Origin of the sequence: Acetobacter papayae (assembly GCF_047721125.1) — a bacterium.
In the GTDB taxonomy this organism is placed as follows: Bacteria; Pseudomonadota; Alphaproteobacteria; order Acetobacterales; family Acetobacteraceae; genus Acetobacter; species Acetobacter papayae.
In genome coordinates, this window is record NZ_JBDNWF010000003.1 from 26187 (window position 1) to 46976 (window position 20790).

The 20790-nt window shown below is 61.5% G+C and carries 13 protein-coding genes and 2 tRNA genes; 6 read left to right on the forward strand and 9 right to left on the reverse strand.

Annotated features, from left to right (window positions below; genetic code table 11):
- Positions 1–70 precede the first annotated feature (70 nt).
- A complete protein-coding gene (locus ABF757_RS01725; RefSeq protein WP_415480679.1) occupies positions 71–889 on the forward strand; it encodes an OmpA family protein in 819 nt (272 codons plus the stop codon).
- Positions 890–918: 29 nt separating this feature from the next.
- Here ABF757_RS01725 and rnhA read toward each other — a convergent pair whose 3' ends face one another.
- The 3 genes from rnhA to ispH are packed head-to-tail and all read right to left on the reverse strand — an operon-like array spanning position 919 to position 3401.
- Positions 919–1401: a ribonuclease HI gene (gene rnhA / locus ABF757_RS01730; RefSeq protein ID WP_415480752.1), complete on the reverse strand. Its 483-nt coding sequence runs from the start codon at positions 1399–1401 to the stop codon at positions 919–921.
- 13 nt (positions 1402–1414) lie between these two features.
- Positions 1415–2389 carry a homoserine kinase gene (locus tag ABF757_RS01735; protein ID WP_415480680.1) on the reverse strand — a complete coding sequence of 325 codons (975 nt, stop codon included), beginning with the start codon at positions 2387–2389 and terminating at the stop codon, positions 1415–1417.
- Positions 2390–2399: 10 nt separating this feature from the next.
- The gene (ispH, locus tag ABF757_RS01740; protein WP_415480681.1) at positions 2400–3401 is read right to left on the reverse strand and encodes a 4-hydroxy-3-methylbut-2-enyl diphosphate reductase; all 1002 of its coding nucleotides are present in this window, start codon (positions 3399–3401) and stop codon (positions 2400–2402) included.
- A gap of 246 nt (positions 3402–3647) precedes the next feature.
- On the opposite strand from ispH, the gene ABF757_RS01745 reads away from it, so the two are divergent.
- Entirely contained in the window at positions 3648–4238 is a 591-nt protein-coding gene (locus tag ABF757_RS01745; protein ID WP_025860277.1) for a hypothetical protein, read from the forward strand.
- Between the two features lie 51 nt (positions 4239–4289).
- Here the strand turns inward: ABF757_RS01745 and ABF757_RS01750 are convergent, their stop codons facing one another.
- The 5 genes from ABF757_RS01750 to ABF757_RS01770 form a co-directional block, all read right to left on the reverse strand.
- Positions 4290–5654, reverse strand: coding sequence for an ABC1 kinase family protein (locus ABF757_RS01750; RefSeq protein ID WP_415480682.1), 1365 nt, complete (start codon positions 5652–5654; stop codon positions 4290–4292).
- 2 nt (positions 5655–5656) lie between these two features.
- Complete coding sequence (locus tag ABF757_RS01755; RefSeq protein ID WP_415480683.1) at positions 5657–7525, reverse strand: M3 family oligoendopeptidase; 1869 nt, start codon at positions 7523–7525, stop codon at positions 5657–5659.
- 147 nt (positions 7526–7672) lie between these two features.
- On the reverse strand, positions 7673–12220 hold the full coding sequence (gltB, locus tag ABF757_RS01760) for a glutamate synthase large subunit (RefSeq protein WP_415480684.1): 4548 nt from the start codon (positions 12218–12220) through the stop codon (positions 7673–7675).
- Positions 12220–13668 carry an NAD(P)-dependent oxidoreductase gene (locus tag ABF757_RS01765; RefSeq protein ID WP_415480685.1) on the reverse strand — a complete coding sequence of 483 codons (1449 nt, stop codon included), beginning with the start codon at positions 13666–13668 and terminating at the stop codon, positions 12220–12222. Before ABF757_RS01765 ends, gltB begins: the two co-directional genes overlap by 1 nt.
- A 173-nt stretch (positions 13669–13841) precedes the next feature.
- Positions 13842–14804, reverse strand: a complete 963-nt coding sequence (locus ABF757_RS01770) for a complex I NDUFA9 subunit family protein (protein ID WP_415480686.1) — start codon at positions 14802–14804, stop codon at positions 13842–13844.
- Positions 14805–15085: 281 nt separating this feature from the next.
- On the opposite strand from ABF757_RS01770, the gene ABF757_RS01775 reads away from it, so the two are divergent.
- A tRNA-Leu gene (locus ABF757_RS01775) sits at positions 15086–15172 on the forward strand.
- Between the two features lie 199 nt (positions 15173–15371).
- A tRNA-Leu gene (locus ABF757_RS01780) sits at positions 15372–15458 on the forward strand.
- Positions 15459–15483: 25 nt separating this feature from the next.
- Here ABF757_RS01780 and ABF757_RS01785 read toward each other — a convergent pair.
- Positions 15484–16263 carry an N-acetylmuramoyl-L-alanine amidase family protein gene (locus tag ABF757_RS01785; RefSeq protein WP_415480753.1) on the reverse strand — a complete coding sequence of 260 codons (780 nt, stop codon included), beginning with the start codon at positions 16261–16263 and terminating at the stop codon, positions 15484–15486.
- 682 nt (positions 16264–16945) lie between these two features.
- On the opposite strand from ABF757_RS01785, the gene ABF757_RS01790 reads away from it, so the two are divergent.
- Both ABF757_RS01790 and hisG read left to right on the forward strand, forming a co-directional pair.
- Complete coding sequence (locus ABF757_RS01790) at positions 16946–19774, forward strand: ribonuclease E/G (protein ID WP_415480687.1); 2829 nt, start codon at positions 16946–16948, stop codon at positions 19772–19774.
- A 259-nt stretch (positions 19775–20033) separates the two neighbouring features.
- Entirely contained in the window at positions 20034–20777 is a 744-nt protein-coding gene (gene hisG / locus ABF757_RS01795) for an ATP phosphoribosyltransferase (RefSeq protein ID WP_415480688.1), read from the forward strand.
- Positions 20778–20790 lie beyond the last annotated feature (13 nt).

The window sequence follows — 20790 nt, forward strand, 5'->3', positions numbered from 1 at the left end:
AAGCCACGCCACAGGGCCTGACATTTTGCCCAGTTCACCCTTTTCATTTTGTGGGCTATTCTGCGCGACAATGCAAAACGTGTTCTCTCTTTCCCGCCGGTTTTCCCTGTTCTGTGCCGCAACCCTGCTGTCCCTTCAGGGTGCGCAGGCGCAGATCGTCACCAGCAATTCCGCGCTGGACCAGCTCGGCTCGGCCCCGGAAAAGGCCAGACCAGCCGCCCCAGCCAAACGGGCAAACACGACCACAACGCGCGAAAAGAGCCAGTCCCACGCAGCGGCGCACAAGCCCGCGCAGGAAACCAATACTCACGAAACCGAGGCCACAACTCAGGCTTCCACAACACCGCCAGTGACCTCAGGCACAGGTGCAACCACGGCAACGACTGCCCCAACGCCTGCAGCCACCCATACGCCGGGGCACCCGCCCCCGGCGGCAACCATTCCCGCGGCACCGCCCCCGCCGCCGGTTCTGACCCCCACGCCGGAAATCGCCCTGCACCCCTTCCCCATTCCACCGCAGCCCACTGTGGTGGTCACGGCCACGGGTACGGCCACCCCTATTGCTGGTGGGGTGCGCATCACCTTTGCTCCAGGGTCTGACGAACTGAATCCGGCCACGCATCAGGCTATTCTGACATACGGGCAGTCCTTGGCCGATAAGCCGAATGTCCGTGCCATTGTCATGGCCTATAGCTCAGGGGCACCCAACGACCCGTCCCTGCCACGGCGCATGGCGCTGCTGCGCGGTCTGGCCGCGCGCAGCGTGCTGATGAACAGCGGTATTCCCTCAACGCGGATTTATGTGCGTGTTATTGGCCAGCCTGCGGCAGGCGCACAGGGCGCCCCGCAGGACTATATCGACCTTGCCCAGTCCGACAGCCAACCCTGAGGCAACCAGCCCCTACGGGCTGGCTCCCATCAAAGCGTCTCTTCGATCTTGATCCGGGCTTCGGTGGCGAGCTGGTCCACCCGCTCGTTTTCCGGCACGCCGGAATGGCCCTTAACCCAGTGCCACGAAACATCATGCGGCTTGGCGGCATCCAGCAACCGGCGCCACAGATCCATATTGGCAACCGGGTCGCCCGAGGCGTTGCGCCAGTTGCGCCGCACCCAGCCCGTATGCCAGCGCGTAATGCCGTTACGAACATATTCGCTATCGGTATGCAGGCTGACAACGCACGGGCGCTTGAGTGCTTCAAGCGCCTCGGCAGCGGCTGTCAGCTCCATGCGGTTATTGGTGGTTGCCGTCTCACCGCCTGAGAGTTCACGTTCCTTGCCCTTGCAGCGCAGCAGAACACCCCAGCCACCGGGGCCGGGGTTTGGCTTGCAGCCGCCATCTGTCCAGATTTCAACCACCATTGTGGCAGACTGTTCAGAGGCAGCAGCCTCCCCTTGCGGCATAAGGGCTGAGGGATCAGAATCCGTAGCCACTGGCAGTCTCCGTCGCCATGTGAAAGCGCAACCGGCGGACATAGTCCATCGGGTCCTTGGGAGTAACCAGCGCTCCGTCAGGTGTGTTCAGCCAGTCATATAGCCGGGTCAGCAGGAAACGTAGTGCAGCACCACGTGCCAGCACCGGCATGGCGTTACGCTCAGCCGTTTCAAGCGGGCGCACTTCCTCATACCCCAGCATAATCTGCCGCGCGAAGGTAATGTTAAACGCCCCGCTCTGCTCAAAGCACCAAGCGTTCAGGCAGATGGCGATGTCATAGGCCAGAAAATCGGTGCAGGCGAAATAGAAGTCGATCAGCCCGGACAGGTCGTGGTTGAGAAAGAACACGTTGTCAGGAAACAGGTCGGCATGAATCTGCCCGCGCGGCAAAGCGGGCGTTTGCCCGTGGCCCGGCCATGCAGGCAGTGTCGCGGCCAGAGCGGCATCAAGCTCCGCCGCCAGACCGGGGAATGCGGTCTGCGCTGCGGGGCGGCAGCTTTGCAGCAGGCCGGCCCATGCATCTGGCCCAAGGCTGTTGGCCCGTTCAGGCGTATAGGACCGCCCAGCCAGATGCAGCCGCGCCATGGCGCGGCCCAGCGGGCGGCAATGCTCGCTGCGCACGCTGCGGGGCCATACGCCGGGCAGGAAGGTGGTAATGGCGGCAGGCCGCCCCGCCAGTTCCAGTAGCGTGCGCCCCTGCTGGTCAGCCACGGGCTGCGGGCAGGTTACCCCCTCGCGCGCCAGATGCTGCATCAACCCCAGAAACCACGGCAGTTCCGCGGCATTCACACGTTTTTCGTACAGGGTGAGAATGAAATCGCCTTCTGTCGTACGCAGATGGAAATTACTGTTCTCAACCCCTTCGGCAATACCTCGGAACGAGACCAGCGTGCCTATGGAAAAACCTTCCAGAAACGCACGCAGGTCTTCATCCCCAATGTCCGTATAGACGGCCATGAACCACCCTTTAGCCCAGCGGAGCAGGAAGACGGAAAGTGACGTTTTCCTCCTTCACGATCCGTTCCTCGATGCACAGGGTGTAACGCTTGGCCATTTCGGCCAGCATTTCCTGCACCAGCGCTTCTGGCGCGGATGCACCCGCCGTAATCCCCAGCGTGCTCACGCCTTCCAGCACCGACCAATCCAGAGAATCCAGACGAGGCACCAGCAGTGCGCGCCCGGCCCCCGAACGCTCCGCCACTTCACGCAGGCGCTGGGAGTTGGAGGAATTGGGCGAGCCGATCACGATCACCAGATCGCATTCAGGCGCGATATCCTTCACCGCTTCCTGACGGTTGGTGGTGGCGTAGCAGATATCCTCACGCTTGGGGCCTTCGATCAGGGGAAAGCGCGTACGCAGGATATCGACAATTTCAGCCGTATCATCCACCGAAAGCGTGGTCTGGGTGATGAAGGCAAGCCGCGCGGGGTCTTCAGGCTGAACGGTGCGGGCTTCTTCCGCATCGTTGATCAGCGTCATGGCGCCGGGCGGAAGCTGCCCCATGGTGCCAACCACCTCGGGGTGGCCCGCATGCCCGATCATCAGGATATGGCGGCTATCCGGCCCACCTGCGGCATAATGGCGCTCAGCCTCGCGGTGCACCTTGGACACCAGCGGGCAGGTTGCATCTAGATACAGCAGGTTGCGGCGTTCGGCCTCGACAGGAACCGTCTTGGGCACGCCATGAGCCGAGAACACGACATGGCCGTCTGCCGGCACTTCATCGAGTTCTTCGACAAAAATGGCACCCTGAGCTTCCAGTTCCTCCACGACGGTACGATTATGCACGATCTCATGGCGGACATAGACCGGCGCGCCGTAACGGCGGATGGCTTCCTCCACAACACGGATGGCACGATCCACCCCGGCGCAGAAGCCACGCGGCCCAGCCAGAAGAACCTTGAGAGAGCGGCCCTGCAGGGCATCCGAACCCTGAGGAGCGGCTTTGATTTCAGTTTGATCGGGCATGGTGTTCCCCAAAGTTGCCGCGGACTGTATAGAAGAGAGCTGGCTATGAAGAAGCATATTGAAAACCGGCTATGCCCGGAACCAGAAAAGGTAACAGCAGGTGTGGCCTACGCAAAGGACGCAAGGGATGCAACCCGTTTTGCGGCATATTTACCCCGAAAAGCACCTACGCAGGCATGCGGCCTTCATATGACCAGTGTTTTCCAGCCTGTTTTTCCTGTTTTCCTGTAACGCCGGACTGTCCTCATGTTTCATGATCTCACGCCCATGCGCCATTCCCTGCCCCGCATCGCGGCCACCGGCGGGGCTGCTCTGGCCATGCTGACAACGCTCGCCGGGTGCGGCAACCAGGATGACAAGTCCATGGTGTTTCCGCCCGCATGCCCGATTACGCATATCCCATCCGAGGCGGCGGACTATTATCTTTATGCCAATAATAGCACGAATTTCCGTGATCTGATCGCACGCGCCAGCATTACCAAGCTGCAGGGCGACTGCCTCGCCGCCGGGCCGAAAGACCTCAAGACCCGAATCGTGCTCCGAATCAGCGTCGAACGCGGCCCCGCCTCAACAGCCAGCACGCTGTCCCTGCCCTGGTTCGTAGCTGTGCTGCATGGCGACAAGATCGTGAACAAGCATGTGTTCCACCACACACTGACCTTCCCGCCCAATCTGTCCAATTTCCAGACCGATACCAAGGTTGTCAGCGTCGATCTGCCGATTGTCCCCAAGAACATCGATTCCGACTACCGTTTCGAAATCGGCTTCCAGCTCGACAAGGACCAGCTCGACTACAACAAGGTTCATCTCAAGCGCGCGAACTATCAGGCTTACTGATAAGCCAACGCCTGAAAAGGCCGCTGCTCCCAACAGAGCAGTGGCCTTTTTTTATAGAGCGGGCTGCGCGTCAGCCGGAAAACGCGCCAGTTCCAGCATTCTGGCCTGCCGTTCGGCCAATGCCTTTTCATCAAACCCGTCCACAATTTCGTGGAACAGTGCATTCCAGTTCATTTTCACCTTCAGGCGCATGAACACCGAGCCCAGCCCGATAGCCGAGCGATCCACCAGCACGAATTCACGCGGCAGGCGCACACCGCCTACTTTCTGCAGGCTTTCATGCACCCGGCCCAGAACCTCGCGCCCATGGGCGGGAGCGTTGTCTTCCTGAATGGAGCGTTCGCGGTCATCCATCAGCGGTGTGAACAGCAGACCCGCCCATTCATTGAGCACCTCCACCTTCTCGCGCGTTAGATCCTTGAAGCCCCATGCTTCATACGCATGGGCGGCAAGGTCGATATCGCCCGTTTTCAACGCCGTGTAGAGGTCGATATTCCCCTTGATGAAACTCCGCTTGAAAATACGAATCGCGCCGAAATCAAGCAGGTTCAGCCCGCCATCCTCCCGCACCGTAAAGTTGCCCATATGCGGGTCACCATGCACCACGCCGTACTGGTAAAGCGGCACATACCAAGCCCGGAACAGCGCACGGGCAATGGATTTTTTTCGCTCTTCATCCATACCCGCCTTGATGGCTGTGCCCAGACTTTCGCCCTGCACCCATTCCATGGTCAGCAGACGGCGGGTGCATAGCTCATCAACCGGACGTGGCACCGTAATCTCGGGGCAGTCAGCCAGTATGGCGTGATACAGCCGCATGTTCGCGGCTTCGCGACGGTAGTCGAGTTCTTCACGCAGGCGCTCGCTCAGCTCCTCCACCACATCATCCTGACGGATAGCGTTATCAAGCTTGTGGTAAACCCCGATAGCCATGCGGAACTGCCGCAGATCGGCCTCCACGGCGGTATTCATGTCGGGATATTGCAGCTTGCAGGCCACGCGGCGGCCATCGGCCAGCACGGCCTGATGCACCTGCCCCAGACTGGCGGCAGCCGATGCCTCGCGCCCGAAGGAGCGGAAGTGTTTTTCCCAGCCCGGCCCCAGTTCCGCTGTCATACGGCGGCGGACAAAATTCCAGCCCATGGGCGGTGCATTGGACTGAAGCTCAGCCAGTTCTTCGGCATAGTCCTCAGGCAGGGCACCGGGGATGGTGGCCAGAAGCTGGGCCGCCTTCATCAGCGGGCCTTTCAGCCCGCCCAGAACCGTTTTGAGGTCTTCCGCATGGGCGGCACCCCCGCTGTACAGGCCAATTTTATGCCCGGCCAGCCGGGCCGCAATGCCACCCACGGTACCCGTGGTCTGCACCATGCGCCGGAATTCGCCAAAAACCCCGGAATTATCGAGATCGCGCGCCATGCTCAGTCCCGCTCCAGTTCGTCAATAAAGCCGGAAATCACATCCAGCCCCTTGCGCCAGAAAGCCGGGTCCGATGCATCCAGCCCGAAGGGAGCCAGAAGCTCACGGTGGCGTAGCGTGCCGCCGGCCTCGAGCATGGCAAGGTATTTATCAGCAAAGCCCGGAGCGCCTTCGCTGTAAACACGATAGAGCGCGTTCACCAGACAGTCGCCAAACGCATAGGCATACACATAGAACGGCGAATGAATGAAATGTGGAATATACGCCCAGAACACATCGTAATCCGGCGTGAAGTTAAATACCGGACCGAGGCTTTCCGTCTGCACCGCACGCCAGATTTCACCAATACGCTCGGGCAGCAATTCGCCGCTACGGCGCTCGTCATGCACACGGGTTTCGAAATCATAAAAGGCAATCTGCCGCACCACGGTATTCAGCATGTCCTCCACCTTGCCGGCCAGCAGCAGCCGACGGCGCTGGGGGTCGGTTTCAGCATCCAGCAGGGAGCGGAAGGTCAGCATCTCGCCAAACACGCTGGCGGTTTCCGCCAGTGTCAGCGGCGTATCGGACATCAGATACCCCTGCCGCGCGGCCAGAACCTGATGCACCCCGTGCCCAAGTTCATGGGCCAGCGTCATGACATCACGAATACGCTCGTGATAATTCAGCAGGATATAAGGATGCGCCGAAGGCACGGTGGGGTGTGCAAACGCACCGGGCGATTTTCCGGGCGCGGGTGGCACGTCAATCCACGGATTGCTCAGGAAGGTGCTGATAATGCTGCCCAGACGCGGATCAAATCCGTCATAGGCCTTTTGCACGATGTCCTTGGCCTCGGCCCAAGGAATAGCACGCTCGTCACTACCCGGTAGGGGGGCGTTACGGTCCCAGTGCTCAAGCTTTTCCAGCCCCATCCAGCGGGCCTTGAGTGCATAGTAGCGGTGCGAAAGGCGGGGGTAATCAGTCTTTACGGCTGAAACCAGCGCATCCACCACCTCATCTTCCACCATATTGGACAGATTGCGCGACGAGGTGGGCCGGGCGTAATGCCGCAGCCCATCGGCAATGGACTTGTCCTTGGCCAGCGTGTTGGTAATGAGCGAGAACAGCCGCAGATTGGTGCCAAAAACCTCGCCCACGGCCTTGCCCGCCTGCTCGCGCACGGCGCGCTCGGGGGAGGACAGGCGGTTGAGCGCCTCGCCCACCGTCATCTCGCGACCATCCAGCGTGACACGCAGGGCTGCAATTGTCTCGTCAAACAGGCGGCACCAAGCCTGAGCCCCTGTGACGGATTTTTCCAGAAAGACCTTTTCCACTTCATCGGAAAGCTGGTGCTCACGATACATCCGCACATCGCGCAGGTAAGGCTGCCAGCGCGCCAGTGCGGGGTCTTTCAGCTTTTGAGCAAGGTCGCCCTCTTCCAGCCGGTTCAGCTCAAGGCCGAAAAACAGCAGGTCCGCTGCGATCGTGGTCAGCCGTTCATTCATGGACTGGCTGAAACGGCTGATGGCGGCATCCGACGAATCCGCGGCAAACAGCAAGGAAGAATAAGAGCCAGCACGGCCCAGCTTTTCTTCCACCGCCTCGAATGTTTCGAGGGCTTCGGCCAGTTGCGCGCCGGACAGGGCGGCAAGTTTCCCCTGATAATGCCCGCTGAACGCCCGCGCCTGCTCGGCAGCCTGCGTCAGATCGGCCTCAAGCTTGGGGTCGTCCATCCCCGCATACAGGGCGGAAAGATCCCAGCGCGGCAGGCTCGCCTGTATATCGGCGGCAGCCTGTTCCACCTCGGAGGAATAGGCGGCAGCACCGCAGGAGGGTGCGGCACGCCGCAGGGAAGACATGAAATGGGGGGATGACTTGGTCTGTTCCATACCCCCACTCTAACCTGCAAATTTGCCCGAGGCGAGAGCACTTGCCGGGTGCGGCACGCAGCGCCCCAATACCGCCCCCCAAATACGAAGCGGGCGAAGAGGAAGCCCCTTCGCCCGCTATCGTTCATTCACCTGTTCGCAAAGGGATCAGGCCGTTTTTTCCAGCGCCACTTCGGGAACGGAAAAACCAATCACCTTGGCGTAATCGGTGGGTACGATCTGCCAGAAGCGCGGCAGAACCTCTTCCCACTTGTGCAGCAGCATGGCCGCATAGGCAGAATCGGTTTCTTCCACGTGGCGTTCAACCAGCCGCTTGAGAGTATCGGCCCATTTCGGATCGACAACCCGTGTCCAGATCAGGGATTCGGGGTTGATGCGCTTGTCGAAGGTATTGTGCTCATCCAGCACGAAAGCCATGCCGCCGGTAAAGCCTGCGCCGAAATTGTCGCCCACATCACCCAGCACCACAACGGTGCCGCCGGTCATGTATTCGCACCCGTTCGACCCGCAGCCTTCCACCACGGCCACAGCCCCCGAGTTACGCACCGCAAAGCGCTCACCCGCCTGCCCGGCCGCATACAGCTCACCCGCCGTTGCGCCATACAGCACCGTGTTGCCGATAATGGCGTTCTGGTTGGACACCAGCGTGGAGGACACGGACGGACGCACCGTAATGGTAGCCCCCGAAAGCCCCTTGCCCACGTAATCGTTGGCATCGCCAATGACTTCGAGCTTGAGCCCCTGCACCGCAAACGCCCCGAGCGACTGCCCGGCAGACCCGCGCAGGCGCACCGTCAGGTGACCCGGTGCCAGCGTTGCCATGCCGAACTGACGCACGATCAGCGAAGACATACGCGTGCCAATGGCGCGCTGCGTGTTCTGCACATTGTAATGCAGCTGCATTTTCTCGCCATGCGAGAACAGCGGCTGGGCATCGCCAATCATCTGCGCGTCAAGCGTATCGGGCACCTCGTTACGGCCTTCAAGCGTGCAGTAGCGCGCATACGGGCCGGGGTCCGCCTGAGACAGCAGGGAGTTCAGATCCAGATCATCCAGATCATCCGTGCCACGTGAAACCTGATGCAGCAGATCCGTGCGCCCGATCACCTCATTGAGGGTACGGAAGCCGAGCGATGCCAGAATGTTGCGCACATCTTCGGCAATGAAGGAGAACAGGTTGATCACCTTCTCCGGCGTGCCTTCAAACTTGGCGCGCATGGCCGGGTCCTGCGAACACACGCCCACCGGGCATGTGTTGGAATGGCACTGACGCACCATAATGCAGCCCATGGCCACAAGGCTGGCCGTGCCGATACCGAATTCCTCGGCACCCAGCATGGCGGCAATCACCACATCACGCCCGGTCTTGATCCCGCCATCCGCACGCAGGCGCACACGGTGACGTAGACGGTTGAGCATGAGCACCTGATGCGTTTCCGCCAGACCTAGCTCCCACGGCAGACCCGCATATTTGATGGAGCTGACCGGGCTGGCCCCCGTGCCACCGCAATGGCCGGAAATCAGGATAGCATCGGCCTTGGCCTTGGCCACACCTGCCGCAATGGTGCCGATACCCGAGCGCGCCACCAGCTTGACGGTTACTGTCGCATCCGGGTTGATCTGCTTGAGATCGTAGATGAGCTGCGCCAGATCTTCGATCGAGTAGATATCATGATGCGGCGGGGGCGAAATAAGGGTCACACCCGGCGTTGCATGACGCAGCTTGGCGATCAGCTCCGTAACCTTGAAGCCCGGCAACTGCCCGCCTTCACCCGGCTTGGCACCCTGCGCCACCTTGATTTCAAGCTCGCGGCAATCATTGAGATACTGCGCGGTCACACCAAAACGGCCCGATGCCACCTGCTTGATGGCAGAGGAGGCATTGTCACCATTGGGGCGCGGCTTGGCGCGTGCCGGATCTTCACCACCCTCACCGGAATCGGATTTCGCACCGATACGGTTCATGGCGATAGAGAGCGTCTCATGCGCTTCGGGACTGAGCGCACCCAGAGAAATGGCGGGCGAGATCAGGCGCTTACGCAGCTGCGTAATGCTTTCGACCTCTTCCACCGGAATGGGCGTGCGCCCTTCACGGAAGTCGAGCAGGTCACGCAGCGCCACGGGAGGCTGTGCGCGCACGGCATCGGCATAACGCTTGTAGGTGGTGAAGCTGTCGGTTGCTACGGCGGTCTGGAGCATGTGGATCACCCCGCCGTCGAACGCATGCTGCTCCCCGGTGCGACGCATCTTGTACAGCCCGCCCACCGGCAGGGTCAGAGCGGAAGCCGCCGACCACGCCTGCTTGTGCAGACCCAGCACCTTGCGGGCAATGCCCGACAGGCCAATACCGGAAACGCGCGAGGGCATGCCGGGGAAGAACTCCGCCGCCAGCGCACGGGACAGGCCCACGGCCTCGAAATTGCAGCCGCCACGATACGACGCCACGATGGAAATACCCATCTTGGACATGATCTTGAGCAGACCCTTGTCCACCGCCTTACGATAACGCTCCATGCACTCACGCAGGCTACGCTCGCCAAACAGGCCCCGACGGTGCCGCTCGGCAATGCTTTCCTGCGCCAGATACGGGTTGACCGTGGTCGCACCGACCCCGATCGTCACCGCAATGGCATGCACATCCAGCGCCGTGGCCGTGCGTACGTTCAGCGAGGTAAACGTACGCAGCGAGGTGCGCACCAGATGCGTATGCACCGCCGCCGTAGCCAGAATCATGGGAATGGAAGCGCGTTCGGCGGACTGGTCCTCATCCGTCAGGAACACATGGGTGCAGCCACGGCGCACGCCTTCCTCGGCCTCACGGCGAATACGGGCAATGGCTTCACGCAGGCCGGCCTCGCCATCGGCAGCGGGGAAGGTGCAGTCGATCACACAGCCCGCGTCCTTACAGAACGCGCGCAGGGCTTCATATTCACCCGAAGTCAGCACCGGGCTGGGCAGTTGCAGCATGGCGCACTGCTCGGCCGACTGGTCGAGAATGTTGCCCAGATTGCCCAGCCGCGTCACGAGGCTCATGACACCCGATTCACGCAGGGAATCGATAGGCGGGTTGGTCACCTGGCTGAACATCTGGCGGAAATAATGCGACAGCCCGCGATAGCGTGAGGACAGAACGGCCAGAGGCGTATCATCACCCATGGAGCCGATGGCTTCGCTCGCATCTTCCACCATCGGGTGGAGAATAGCTTCCAGTTCCTCAAGCGTAGTGCCAACCGCAAGCTGGCGGCGGCGCAGTTCGTCGCCCGTATAATGCGCGGGCTCCGTCACATCGGAACGAACCAGATGCCCGACCTTTTGCGTGCGCTTGATCCAGTCCGAGAAATCCTGACGTTCGGACAGCACATCGAGCAGTTCGGCATTGCCGTACAGCCGTGCCTCGTCCAGATCCACGCCAATCATCTCGCCCGGGCCAAGGCGGCCACGGCTGACAATGGCGTTATCAGGCACGCGCACCATACCGGTTTCCGAACCCACGATCAGCAGATTGTCGGTGGTAATGGTGTAGCGCAGCGGACGCAGGCCGGAACGGTCAAGCCCCGCAACGATCCAGCGCCCATCGGTGGCGCACAGAGCGGCCGGACCGTCCCACGGTTCCATAACCGCGTTGCAGTAGGTGAACATATCCCGATGCGCCTGCTTCATGGAGGAGTTACCCCCCACGCTGGCCGGGATCATCAGGGCCTTGGCAGCAGGCGCATCACGCCCGGCAAAGGTCAGCAGTTCAAACACGTTGTCCAGTGTCGCGGTATCGGAGCCACCAGCCTGCACCAGCGGCTTGATATCGTTCATCCACGGATCAAGATCGGGGTGAGAAAGCCGCGTCTCATGGCTTTTCATCCAGTTGACGTTACCCGAAATGGTGTTGATTTCACCATTATGCGCCAGACGGCGGAAAGGCTGCGCCAGCTTCCATGTCGGGAAGGTGTTGGTCGAATAGCGCTGATGATAGATGGCAAAACGGCTGATAAACCGCTCGTCGAGCAGATCAGGATAGAATTCCGTCAGATGCTCGGCCAGGAACATGCCCTTATAGATAAGGGAGCGGCATGAGAGCGAGCAGATATACAGGTCAACCTGTGCTGCGATAGCCGCCTTTTCGATACGCCGACGGATCACGTACAGGTCGCGCTCGAACGTTTCCTCATCCCGGCAAGGCAGGTTGCGGATCAGGATCTGTTCGATTTCAGGCCGGGTCGCATTGGCTTTCTCACCAATGCAGGCCGTGTCAATCGGCACCTGACGCCAGCCGTAAATGCCGTAACCCAGAGCCAGAATTTCGGTTTCGATAATCTGGCGGCACTGTTCCTGCGCGCTCATATCGGTCTTGGGCAGAAAGACCTGCCCCACCGCAATCGGCCCCTTGTCCGGGCTATCACCCGTACGGCGGATGGCATCGGCAAAGAACGCCTGCGGAATTTCAACGTGAATACCAGCGCCATCGCCCGTCTTGCCGTCGGCATCGACAGCGCCACGGTGCCAGATGGCCTTCAGGGCTGCGATACCGGCTTCCACCACCTCGCGACGGCGCTGGCCGTCGAGAGCAGCAATAAGGCCCACACCGCAGGAATCGCGCTCATCAGCCGGGTCGTACAGCCCGTCCAGCGCTGTTACGTTGGCGTCCCACGCGTTCAGGAACTCCGCGCCGCTTTCCATGTTCGGAACCTGTTCCATCGTCATCAACCCTGCTCCTGCGCGGCGGGTGCCGTATTGTTTGCTTCAATCCACTGCTGAATGCTGTCGGCAGCCTCACGCCCGTCCTTGATGGCCCACACCACAAGACTGGCACCGCGCACGATATCGCCCGCGGCAAAAACGCCGGGCACCGTGGTCTGGAAATCCTGCTGGCCAACCTTGAGCGTGCCCCAGCGCGAAACCTCAAGCCCCGGCTGCGCCCAGAGCTGGGGCAGCGGCTCGGGATCAAACCCCAGCGCCTTGATGACCAGATCGGCCTCAAGCGTGAAGGAAGAACCTTCAAGCGCTTCTACGGACTGACGGCCCGAGGCATCAGGCAGACCCAGCTTCATGCGCGTGGCGCGCACACCCGTAACATGACCATCGCCCACGAACGCCTCGGGAGCGGCCAGCCATTCGAACTGCACGCCTTCTTCCTCGGCGTTTTTCACTTCACGGGCGGAGCCGGGCATGTTCGCCTTGTCGCGCCGGTAGAGGCAGCGCACGGATTTGGCACCCTGACGGATGGCGGTGCGCACGCAGTCCATGGCGGTATCGCCACCACCCAGCACCACCACGTTCTTGCCGTTGGCATCCAGCGCCTGCGCGTCATCCGGCAGGGTATCGCCCAGCGAGCGACGGTTGGAAGCAGTCAGGTAATCAAGCGCGCGCTCGATCCCGGCCAGACCTGCACCGGGGCCACCGATTTCGCGCGACTTGTAAACACCCGTGGCAATCAGCACGGCATTGTGGCGCGCACGCAGGGCGTCGAACGACAGTTCGCCTTCCCCGCTACCAATCCCCTGACCGAGGTGGAACGTAACGCCGCTTTCCACCAGCAGGTCATGACGGCGGGCCACGATATGCTTTTCGAGCTTGAAGCCGGGAATACCATAGACCAGCAGACCGCCTACGCGGTCGTAACGGTCATAGACATGCACCTGAAAACCAGCAGCACGCAGGCGCTCGGCCGCGGCAAGCCCGGCAGGGCCTGCGCCAACGATACCCACCGATTCCTCACGCTCCGCGAAAGGACGGGTCGGGCGCACCCAGCCGTTTTCAAAAGCTGTATCGGTGATGTAGCGCTCAACGGCACCAATGGTCACGCTCTCGAACCCCGGTTCGATCACGCAGTTGCCTTCGCACAGCCTGTCCTGCGGGCAGATACGGCCACAGATTTCAGGAAAACTGTTGGTGGCGGAGGACACGCCATAGGCTTCCTCCAGCCGCCCCTGAGCGGTGAGCATCAGCCAGTCGGGAATGTTGTTCCCCAGCGGGCAGTGAACCGAGCAGAACGGCACGCCGCACTGCGAGCAGCGGCTGGACTGTTCCACGGCACCGGCAGGCACGAAATCCGTATAGATTTCGTCAAAATCCGCGCGGCGATCTTCGGCCGTGCGTTTCTCCGGCTGTCTCTGCTGAACGGAGACAAATTTCAGCATCTTGTTTGTCATGCGCAATCCCCGGACGACAGGGCGCGCCAGACAGACCTCGCCCCTTAAATCAAGCGACGCGCACCCTGCCCGTTCCTGCAGGCAATAAAAAGACAGCATTGCTGTCCTTTTTGTGTTTTCTGGCAGTTTTCTGCAGAAAAATCACACATCTTTACCCTAAAAGGCACCCAGCATCACCGCTCGGGAACAAAAATACCCGCGCGACCACCCCCAGCCCGGTAGCGCTCCAGATAAAACGGCACACAGGAGGCCACACTGCGCGGCACCAGCCCGAACGGCTCAAACCCCGATTCGTTCGCGGGCATGACCGTATCACGCGAGAGCATGAGCAACTGGTCGCGCGTTAGCAGCTTGCCCGGCAGTTTTTCCAAAACCCAAGCCTGAAGCCGGGCGAGAGACAACGGCACATGCAGCAGGGATTTGTCGCGCCCAGTTTCTTTCAGCACCAGCCGTGCAATCTCGCGCATGGACATAACCTGTGGCCCACCCAGCGGCCAGCTCCGGGCCACGTAACCATCCTGCGTGGCAAGCCTACCCACCACCTCTGCCACATCGCCCACATAAACAGGCTGCACCCGCGTATCGGGTTCATAAACCGGCAAAACAGGCAGGTAGCGCGCCAACGTGGCGAACAGATTGAAAAAACGATCCTCAGGCCCAAAAATCACGGACGGGCGCACAATGGCGGCATCGGGCCGGTACTGTTTGACGGCATTTTCACCCTCCGCCCGACTGCGCCCGTAAGCGGATGGCGCATTATCTTCCGGCCCGCACCCAAGGGCGGACATATGCACGAAACGCGCCACACCCGCCTGCGCGGCTAGGCGAGCCACACGCCCCGCCCCCTCCACATTGACCGCATGAAGTGTCTGCCCGCCCGATGAACCCAACACCGCCGCAAGATTGATCACCACATCCGCCCCACGCACCACGCAGGCCACGGATTGCTCATCCCGCACGCTGGCATAGAACGGCGCCACCTGCCCCACACGCCCCAGAGGCCGCAGCAGCGCACCACGGTCCGGCCTGCGGCTGGCCACGCGCACCATGTAGCCAGCCTGCGCCAGAAACTGCACGACATACTGCCCGACAAAACCGCCGCCACCAAAAACGACCGCCGTCCCGCTTACACTCATGACCCTGCCTTTCCGCATGCCGCCAGCAGCACACCGGACACAGAACACGCGCCCGGCCCCCGACGACCGTGATGTGTAGGTGGAGTGTGACCCAATCACGCACACTCGGGAACCTCCCCACAGGGAATTCCCCCTTACCTTCACAGGAATGTGGTCAAGTGGCGGAACGGACAGGATTCTTTTTGCCTGTTTCAGAAAAAATACATTTTGTGCGTTGACGTGCCCTCACACCCACGGTAAACGCCTCTCCACCAGCCTGCTCCGAGCGGGTTGCCATTTGAGCCCAGATGGCGGAATTGGTAGACGCGCAGGTTTCAGGTACCTGTGGCCGCAAGGTCGTGGAAGTTCGAGTCTTCTTCTGGGCACCATCTCTCCCAAATAAAAATAAATACATCCCCTTTGGGGGAGCCACCCTCTCGGCTTGGGTCAGCTTTTACCTTGCTGCACACAAACCTCTGATATGGCGTAATTTATTTTCCACGCGCACCACGTTTTGCCAGTTGACGCCCACCCGCGCCCACGGTAAACGCCTCTTCACCAGCCTGCTTCAAGCGGGTTGCCGTTTGTGCCCAGATGGCGGAATTGGTAGACGCGCAGGTTTCAGGTACCTGTGGCCGCAAGGTCGTGGAAGTTCGAGTCTTCTTCTGGGCACCATCTCTCCCGAACAATAATGTAAAGCCTATCCGGCTAGCCCGGCACCCGCTGCGGCAAAGTAGCGGTTAATGGCATCGCACAGCGCACCCGCAACCATCGCCCGGTGCCCAGCCTGCTTGAGTGCTGCCTCGTCCAGCCTGTTGGACATGAAACCCATCTCCACCAGCACAGAGGGAATCTGGGCCGATTTAAGCACCGCAAAGGCGGCATGCCGGTGTGGGTGCGACAGCAGCAGCACGCGTGAGCGGAAAGAGGACACCACCGCCTGCGCCATATGCGCCGAGCCTGCACGTGTTTCTTCCGTAACCAGACTGGCCAGAATCTGCTGCACCTCGGGCGAGGCCCCATGCACCAGCGGGCCACCGTAACGATCCGCACTGTTTTCCGTGCGCGCCAGATCAGCCGTCTGCGTGTCGGATGCGCCGTGGGCATGCGTATAGACACTCGCCCCACGCACCGAAGGATTATGCAGGGCATCCGCATGCATGGACAAAAACAGCGCCGCACCATGCTGCTGCGCCAGTTCAACCCGCCCTGCCAGTGGAATGAAGTGATCGCTGCTGCGCGTCATGGCGACACGATAGCGGCCCGTTGCCAGAAGCTGGTTCCGCAATTCCTGCCCCGCTGCCTCGGCCACATGTTTTTCATACGTGCCGGACAGGCCGATAGCGCCGGGGTCCTTACCGCCATGCCCGGGGTCGAGCATGATCAGGGGCTTGGGCGGCTCCGCCCCGCCAATAATCGCAGGGGCCGCAAGCTTGGGGGCATGATGCGCCGCACGCGCCAGCGCACCAGCCCACGGCATGGCACCCCCCACCGCAACACCACCGAGAATAAGGCGCCTCGGGAGTAAAAGCCCCGAAGAGCCACGCCCGTAAAGCGCATCATCGGTAGGATAAGGCTGCATTACCCCGGAATTTTTCCCGCCATCCTGCGACATTGGCTCTCCCTGACAGCATTCCCCGCAAAGTCTAGCACCGTGCGCGCTCCCTGTGCCAAGAAATCACGCTGGATAAAATGCCCCACAGTCTACTTATCTCAGACTAACCAAAGCCTTCTGGTCGCGTTGTCATATGGCTGTCACATGAATGTCTTGCAGACAGCCAGTATTTGCGCCATGCTTATTGTGCATGGAAAAAGGGCTTTAATGCCCGCCGTGCAGACTGTGTTCCAGTTTCTGGCCCGCAACGCCCGCAGGCCGCCCGGATTGAGGGTGGCCCGGTATGGAGCATCAGAAGTCGGCGCACATAACAAAGGACACGTGACAATCGCCCGTTTCAACGCCCTGAACACGACGGACAGACCGCAGGTGGCATGCCCCCTGGCTGGTGCCGCGCCGTGGCTTCCGGTCGGTTGGGGCGCAAGCGCTATCCGTGTTCCAGTTCATGCCTCTTTTTACCCGCAGGAAGCGCCCCCGCGCCACGTTATGCCCTTGTGGCAGCAGCGCGGCACGGGCTGGCCACCTGCGCACCGGAGTTGTTTTTTTTATGTCAAAGCGGATGCTTATCGACGCGACACACGCGGAAGAAACGCGCGTGGTCGTGATGGATGGAAACAGACTTGAAGATTACGATGTTGAATCGGCTGCCAAAAAGCAGCTCAAAGGCAACATCTACCTAGCACGTGTTATCCGGGTTGAACCCAGCCTTCAGGCCGCTTTTGTGGAATATGGTGGCAACCGGCACGGCTTTCTGGCCTTCAGCGAAATCCACCCGGATTACTATCAGATCCCCGTAGCGGATCGTGAGCAGCTTCTGGCCCTGCAGGCCGAAGAAGAAACCCTGCTCCAGAACGCCGAGGACGAAGATGAGGAAGGGGACGCCCCCAGCGCCTCCGCCGAGGACGCGGAAGGTGCCGAACCCTCTGAAGAAGGCGAAGACGCCCCCTCGTCCGAACAGGCCGATGCCCCGGAATATGTGAGCGGTGAAACCGATACGGGCGAGGAAGCGCTGATCCAGAAGCGCATTGCCCGTTTCCTGCGCAATTACCGTATTCAGGAAGTCATTCGCCGCCGTCAGGTCATGCTGGTGCAGGTGGTCAAGGAAGAACGCGGCAACAAGGGTGCCGCTCTGACCACCTATGTATCGCTGGCCGGCCGCTACTGCGTGCTGATGCCCAACGCCCTGCGGGGCGGCGGTGTGTCGCGCAAGATTACCTCCGTGCCCGACCGCAAGCGCCTGCGCGATATCATCAGCGGGCTGAACCTGCCGCGCGGCATGGCCATGATTGTCCGCACCGCAGGCGCACAGCGCCCCGGACCGGAAATCACCCGTGACTGCGAATACCTGCTGCACCTGTGGGATGACATCCGCGATCATACGCTGGGCTCCATGGCTCCGGCGCTGATCTATGAGGAAGCCAGCCTGGTCAAACGCGCCATCCGCGATGTGTATACGCGTGATGTGAGCGAGATCGTGGTGGATGGCGAAAGTGGCTGGAAAGCCGCCCGCGACTTCATGCGCATGCTCATGCCCCAGCACGCCGAAAAGGTGCGGCTGTGGAACAAGGAAAACCAGCCCCTCTTCACCCATTATCAGGTGGAAGGGCACCTTGATGCCATGTTCTCCCCCGTGGTGCCGCTGCGCTCGGGTGGGTATCTGGTTATCAACCAGACCGAAGCGCTCGTCGCGATCGACGTGAACTCGGGCAAGGCCACAAGCCAGCGCAACATCGAGGAAACCGCCTTCCGCACCAATCAGGAAGCAGCGGATGAAGTGGCGCGCCAGCTCCGCCTGCGCGACCTTGCCGGGCTGATTGTGATCGACTTCATCGATATGGAGTCCCGCCGCCACAACGCCATGATCGAGCGCCGCCTGAAGGACGCCCTGCGCAACGACCGCGCCCGCATCCAGATTGGCTCCATCTCCCATTTCGGGTTGCTGGAAATGTCACGCCAGCGGCTGCGCCCCTCGGTGGCGGAAGCGGCTTTCGTGCCCTGCCCGCACTGCAATGGCACCGGCGTTACCCGCAGCGTGGAAAGCTCCGCCCTGCATGTGCTCCGCTCCGTGGAAGAAGAAGGCGCACGCCGCCGGGCCTCGGCCATTACGGTGCATGTCGCAGCCGATATCGCTTTCTATATCCTGAACAACAAACGCGACTGGCTGGGCCAGATCGAACAGCGCCACCAGATGGAGGTTCTGTTCTCGCCCGACGCTACGCTGCAGGTGCCGGAAATCCGCATCGAGCGCCGCCAGAGTGCACGCCATCCGTCGGCATCGCAGCAGGCCACTCAGCTTGCCCCGGTTGAAAACGTGGTGGCCGACGAGCCCGCTACGGAAGAAAACCTGCCCACCACACAGGCCACGCAGCCTGTGGCACAGGCACAACCCCGGCAGAATGAAGCCGAGGCTGCCGTGCAGGGTGAAGCCGGCACTCAAGGTGAGGACGAGCCGCGCCGCCGTCGCCGCCGTCGTCGTCGCCGTCGTGGTGGTGGCGGGAACGAAAACGCCCAGTCCGATGCCACTCAGCACGCGGATGCCGATACCGAGGAAGAAGCGGATGAAGGGCAGGACACCGCGCCTGACCACGAACCCGCCACAGCCCGTACTGCGGCTGAAGCCACGGACGGTACAGCCGCCAATCTGGTGCCCGGTCGCCGTCGCACCCGCCACACCCGCGTGCGGCGTGATGAGACTGAGCAGCAGCCTGCTGCACAGACCATCGCCATAGAGGAAGGGGCGGCACCGCAGCCGCGCCGTCCGGTCTGGAATGGCCCGACTCCGGCCAATCCGTTTGGTGGGGAGCCTGATATTTTCGAACTACTCGAAAATAGCGTGCAGCGGCACAATACTGCGCCGCGTCAGGCCCAGCCCGAGCGCAAGGTAGAAGCTCCGGCCCAGCCCGTAGCACCGGAACAGGAAAAGGTTGCAGCCCCCGTGGTTGCTGAGGTGGAAACCCCGGCACCCGTTGCCGAGGAAGCTGAAGCCAAACCTGCCCGCCGCCCCCGCCGTCGTGCTGCTGCAAAAACCGGCACGGATGAAACCGTGCAGGCACAAACGGCAGATCAGGCTGAGGACGAAGCCACGGAGGCCAAGCCAACCCGCCGCCGCACCACCCGCAAAAGTGCTGCCAAGGCTGAACCCGAAGCCACGGTGGAAGCCGTTGTAGAAGAAAGCGCGGAGGCCCCGGCCCCCAAGCCGACCCGCCGCCGCACCCGCAAAAGTGCTGCTTCAACGCAGGCCACAGAGGCTGAAACGGTAGCAGAAACCCCGGCGATTGATGCGGATGCAGCCAAGGCCGAACCGCTGGTGCAGCCGATCACGATTGAGGACAGCCCCCCCGCCGCGCGTCGCCGCACGGGGTGGTGGAAGCGCTAACACAGTCGGCCCCTGCCCCGCACAGCACCAGTGCGGGCAGGAACCGATGCAGTACGAACGGGTCAGAGCCGATGCTCTGGCCCGTTTTTTTATCCGCACCACACACTGTCTGGCCTGCTCTGCGGGGAGGGTTGCACCTACCCCGGTTTTTCTTCCGGCGCGCCCTGTGCTACAGAGCACCCCTTGCGTTCAGACACCCTCGTTCAGACGCCCCTGACCATGGACCGCAGCGTCCGCTACCGTGCCCGCCGGAGTTTTCATGACCAAGCCTTTCGCAACCCGCCCAACCGAAGATCTGGCCGATACGGCGCAGCACGGAACCGGGCGTGACGAGCGGCTGGTGCTGGCCCTGCCCAAGGGCCGTATTCTCAAAGCCGTGGCCCCACTTATCAGCCATACCGGCATGGCCCCTGCGCGCGACTGCCTTGAAGGCGACAGCCGCAAGCTGCGTTTTCCTACGCAGGACCCCATGGTGGATGTAGTGCGCGTGCGCTCGTTCGACGTAGCGACCTTCGTGGCCTCTGGTGGCGCACAGGTCGGTATCTGCGGGGCGGATGTTCTGGCGGAATTCGACTACCCGGAAATTTATGCGCCTCTGGATCTCGGCATTGGTGCATGCCGTATTTCCGTTGCCCAGCCTGCCGACCTGCCTCATGACCCGCAGGAATGGGCGCGCTGGTCGGATGTGCGGGTCGCGACAAAATACCCGGCCATTACGCGCCGCTTCTTTGCCGCGCGCGGGATCAATGCCTCTATCGTGCATCTGCACGGGGCCATGGAACTGGCCCCCATGCTGGGCCTGTCCCGCCTGATTGTCGATCTGGTGGATACCGGCTCAACCCTGCGCGCCAACGGCCTGAAAGAGGTCGAAACCATTTCGCAGGTCACCAGCCGGCTGATCGTCAACCGGACGGCCCTTAAAACCCGTCCCGAACAGATCGCCTCCGTGATCGCACGTTTCCGCGCGGCCCTGGCCATGGCCCCCGCCGCAGACACCGTATAAGACAGGGCACAGA